Genomic DNA, 4900 nt, shown 5'->3' on the forward strand with positions numbered 1-4900 from the left:
GTGGGCGCGCTGCGCACGGTGGTGCCGTGGGCGGCCGTCCTCGGCGGCGTGGCGACGGGCGCGGCGCTGCTGCCGCTGACGTCCGCGGTGGGCCGGACCGTCAACCAGGCCCTGACCGTGGTGATGATCACGGTGGTGACGCTGACCGTGGCCCGCGGGGTGGGTGGCATGGTCGGTGTCATCACCCAGTCGCGTTCCGGGGTGGCGTCCTCGGCGTCGATCTTCGTGAACATCACCCGGGTGTCGGTGGTGGCGCTGGGCTTCCTGGTGATCCTCCAGTCGCTCGGCATCTCCATAGCGCCGCTGCTGACCGCCCTGGGGGTCGGCGGTCTCGCGGTCGCGCTGGCGCTGCAGGACACGCTGGCCAACCTGTTCGCCGGCATCCACATCCTCGCCTCGCGGACGGTGCGGACCGGTGACTACATCCGGCTGGCCGGCGGCGAGGAGGGCTACGTCGTCGACATCAACTGGCGTCAGACCACCATCCGCAACCTGTCGCAGAACCTGGTGATCATCCCGAACGGGAAGCTCGCCGGGACCAACATGACCAACTTCAGCCGCCCCGGCGAGGACCTGACGATCATGGTGCAGGCCGGGGTCGGCTACGACTGCGACCTGGAGCACGTGGAGCGGGTGACCGCGGAGGTCGTCACCGAGGTGATGAAGAACGTGGAGGGCGCGGTGCCGGAGCACGAGCCCGCGATCCGTTTCCACACCTTCGCGGACTCCCGGATCAACTTCACCGTGATCCTGGGCGTCGGCGAGTTCAGCGACCAGTACCGGATCAAGCACGAGTTCATCAAGCGCCTGCACCGCCGCTTCCGGGCGGAGGGCATCGGCGTGCCGCCGCCGCTCCACGACGTCACCGTGCGGCGGGACGAAGCGGTCATGCCCCGCCAGCGTTCCTGACGACGGGCGGGACCGCGCGAGGACGGCCCACGGGCCCCGGCCGGGCGGCCGGGGCCGTGGGCCGTTCGGGCGGGGCCGGTGACCGTTCGGGCAGGGCCCGTGGCCGTTCGGGCGGGGCCCGTGGCCGTTCGGGCGGGGCCCGGTGCGGTGGAAGAGGCGGGCCGGGGGTCGCGCCACCACGATCACGAGATATCTTGATGTCGAGCAATGTTGCAGACGTGGAGCGGAGCACCCGGTGACTGACTCGACCATCATCTATACGCACACCGACGAGGCGCCGGCCCTGGCGACGTACTCGTTCCTGCCGGTCGTGCGGGCGTACGCCGCGCAGGCGGGTGTCCCCGTGGAGACGCGTGACATCTCGCTGGCCGGCCGCATCCTCGCGGTCTTCCCGGAGTACCTCCGTGAGGACCAGCGGATCCCGGACGCCCTGGCGGAGCTCGGCGAGCTGGCCAAGAAGCCCGAGGCCAACATCATCAAGCTGCCGAACATCTCGGCGTCCATCCCGCAGCTGAAGGCCGCGGTGGCGGAGCTGCAGGCGCAGGGCTACGCGCTGCCGAACTACCCGGACGACCCGAAGACCGACGAGGAGCGCGACATCCGCGCCCGCTACGACAAGGTCAAGGGCTCCGCGGTCAACCCGGTCCTGCGTGAGGGCAACTCCGACCGCCGCGCCCCCGCGTCGGTGAAGAACTACGCGAAGAACCACCCGCACCGCATGGGCGCCTGGTCCTCGGACTCGAAGACCAACGTCGCGACCATGGGCGAGAACGACTTCCGCTCCACCGAGAAGTCCGCCGTGATCTCCGAGGCGGGTTCGCTGCGCATCGAGCTGGTCACCGCCGCCGGCGACACCACGGTGCTGCGCGAGTCGGTACCGGTCCTCGAGAACGAGGTCGTCGACGCCTCCGTGATGCGCGCCGCCGCGCTGCGCGCGTTCCTCTCGGCTCAGGTCGCCCGCGCCAAGGAGGAGGGTGTCCTGTTCTCGGTGCACCTGAAGGCCACGATGATGAAGGTCTCCGACCCGATCATCTTCGGTCACGTGGTGCGCGCGTTCTTCCCGAAGACCTTCGCGCAGTACGGCGAGCAGCTGGCCGCCGCCGGCCTCTCCCCCAACGACGGTCTGGGCGGCATCTACAAGGGCCTGGAGTCCCTCCCCGAGGGTGACGCCGTCAAGGCCTCCTTCGACGCCGAGCTCGCCGAGGGCCCGGCCCTGGCGATGGTCGACTCCGACAAGGGCATCACCAACCTGCACGTCCCCTCGGACGTCATCGTCGACGCCTCCATGCCGGCCATGATCCGTACCTCCGGCCACATGTGGGGCCCGGACGGCCAGGAGGCCGACACGCTGGCCGTCCTGCCGGACTCCAGCTACTCCGGCGTCTACCAGGCCGTCGTCGAGGACTGCCGCGCCAACGGCGCCCTCGACCCGTCGACCATGGGCTCCGTCCCCAACGTCGGCCTGATGGCGCAGAAGGCCGAGGAGTACGGCTCCCACGACAAGACCTTCGAGATCGCCGAGGCCGGCACCGTCCGCCTGGTCGACGCCAAGGGCGACGTGGTGCTGGAGCAGCCGGTCGAGGCCGGCGACATCTTCCGCGCCTGCCAGACCAAGGACGACCCGATCCGCGACTGGGTGAAGCTGGCCGTCACCCGTGCCCGCGCCACCGGCGCCCCGGCCGTCTTCTGGCTGGACGCCGAGCGCGCCCACGACGCGAAGCTGATCGAGAAGGTCCGGGCGTACCTGCCGGAGCACGACACGGAGGGCCTGCAGATCGAGATCATGGCGCCGGTCGAGGCGACCAAGTTCTCGCTCGAGCGCATCCGCCAGGGCCTGGACACCATCTCGGTGACCGGCAACGTGCTGCGCGACTACCTGACCGACCTCTTCCCGATCCTGGAGCTGGGCACCAGCGCCAAGATGCTGTCGGTCGTCCCGCTGATGGCGGGCGGCGGCCTCTTCGAGACCGGCGCGGGCGGCTCCGCCCCGAAGCACGTGCAGCAGCTGGTCAAGGAGAACTACCTGCGCTGGGACTCCCTCGGCGAGTTCTTCGCCCTGGTGCCGTCCCTCGAGCAGTTCGCCAAGGTCACCGGCAACGCCAAGGCCCAGGTCCTGGCCGACACGCTGGACCGCGCCACGGCGACCTTCCTCAACGAGGACAAGTCCCCGACCCGCCGGGTCGGCGGCATCGACAACCGCGGCTCGCACTTCTACCTGTCCCTGTACTGGGCGCAGGAGCTGGCCGCGCAGAAGGACGACGCCGAGCTGGCCGCGGCCTTCGCGCCGCTGGCCGAGAAGCTCTCCGCCGACGAGGCGAAGATCGTCGAGGAGCTGAACGCGGTGCAGGGCCGGCCGGCCGAGATCGGCGGCTACTACCAGCCCGACCCGGAGAAGGCCGCCGCCGTCATGCGTCCTTCCGCCACCTGGAACGAGGCCCTGGCGTCCCTGAGCGCCTGACCTCACCGGGCCACCCGGTCCCGTCGCACCGCCCCGCCCGGAACACCGGGCGGGGCGGTGCCGTCCCGGGGGCCGCCGTCGTCCGGCCGGGCCCGTCGGTGAGGCCGCACGGAGCAGCCGGACGCGACAGGCACCGTCCTGCGCCCCAGGGTGGTGCCATGACCCAGGAGATCACCGCCCCGACCCCGCCTCCGCCCGTCCGGGAATGGGTGCCGCCCGAGATCGACGGCCCCGGTTTCGACCCGGTGCTGGCCGAGCTGATGCACGAGGCCCCGCTGACCAGGATCAGCCTGCCGCACGGCGAGGGCTGGGCCTGGCTGGCCACCCGCTACGAGGACGTCCGCGCCGTCACCAACGACCCCAGGTTCGGCCGGGCGGAGGTGACCCGACGGCAGATCACCCGGCTGGCCCCGCACTTCAAGCCCCGCCCCGGTTCCCTGGCCTTCGCCGACCAGCCCGACCACAACCGGCTGCGCCGCGCCTTCGCGGGCGCCTTCACGGTCGGCGCGATGAGGCGGCTGCGGCCCCGCGCGCAGGAGCTGCTCGACCCGCTGGTCGGTGACCTGCTGGCCCAGGGACCGCCCGCGGACCTGATCGCCACGGTGCTGGAGCCGTTCCCGCTCGCCCTGGTCAGCGAGGTGATGGGCGTCCCGGAGCCGGACCGGGAGCGGGTGCACGCCTGGACCCGGCAGATCATCTCGACCTCCGGCGGCGCGGAGGCCGCCGAGCGCGCCAAGGCCGGGCTCTACGGCTGGATCACGGACACGATCCGCGCCCGGCGCGAGGACACGTCCGCGGAGGGCGGCGTGCTGGCGATGCTGGGCGCCGCCGTCGGCCGCGGCGAGCTCTCCGAGGAGGAGGCGATCGGGGTGGCCGGGCCGCTCCAGATCGGTGGCGAGGCGGTCACCCACAACTGCGGGCAGATGCTGTTCCTGCTGCTCACGCGGCCGGAGCTGATGGACCGTCTGCGCGAGGTGCTGGACCGCCCCGCCAAGCGGGACGCGGCCCTGGAGGAGCTGCTGCGCTGGATCCCGCACCGCAGCACCGTCGGACTGGCCAGGATCGCGCTGGAGGACGTCGAGCTGGCGGGCAGGACGATCGCCGCCGGGGAGCCGGTGTACGTGTCGTACCTGGCCGCCAACCGCGATCCGGAGATCTTCCCCGACCCGGACGGGATCGACCTGGCCCGCGACCCCAATCCGCACCTGGCGTTCGGCAACGGCCCGCACTTCTGCACCGGGGCGGTGCTGGCCCGGCTCCAGACGGAGCTGCTGGTGACGACGCTGCTGGAGCGGCTGCCCGGGCTGCGGCTCGCGGTGCCCGCGGACCAGGTGCCCTGGCGCAGGCGGACCATGATCCGCGGGCCGCAGGCGCTGCCGGTCGCCTGGTGACGTCCACCGGCTGACGCCGGCCGGCCGGACGTCCTCCGGCCGGCGCCCGCCGTCAGACCCGCAGCCACTCCGTGACGACCACCTCGTCGCCGGTCCGGACCCTCAGGGCGAACGGACCGGTGACGTCGACGGCGCAGGAGAA

General features: G+C 72.1%; 3 protein-coding genes. All 3 read left to right on the top strand.

The genetic code is table 11. The features are described 5' to 3' along the window. On the top strand, window positions 1–909 hold a 909-nt coding region (locus HW445_RS18430; protein ID WP_180222093.1), incomplete at its 5' end, for a mechanosensitive ion channel family protein. Between the two features lie 235 nt (window positions 910–1144). Then, the gene (locus HW445_RS18435; RefSeq protein ID WP_180222094.1) at window positions 1145–3367 is read left to right on the top strand and encodes an NADP-dependent isocitrate dehydrogenase; all 2223 of its coding nucleotides are present in this window, start codon (window positions 1145–1147) and stop codon (window positions 3365–3367) included. Between the two features lie 158 nt (window positions 3368–3525). Beyond that, the gene (locus HW445_RS18440) at window positions 3526–4758 is read left to right on the top strand and encodes a cytochrome P450 (RefSeq protein ID WP_180222095.1); all 1233 of its coding nucleotides are present in this window, start codon (window positions 3526–3528) and stop codon (window positions 4756–4758) included. Window positions 4759–4900 lie beyond the last annotated feature (142 nt).

Source organism: Streptomyces sp. UH6 (assembly GCF_013421635.1).
GTDB classification, from domain to species: domain Bacteria; phylum Actinomycetota; class Actinomycetes; order Streptomycetales; family Streptomycetaceae; genus Streptomyces; species Streptomyces abyssomicinicus.

Excerpts from the sequence above, each read along its gene's own strand:
- HW445_RS18440 (WP_180222095.1), top strand. The coding sequence starts at position 3,526 with ATGACCCAGGAGATCACCGCCCCGACCCCGCCTCCGCCCGTCCGGGAA.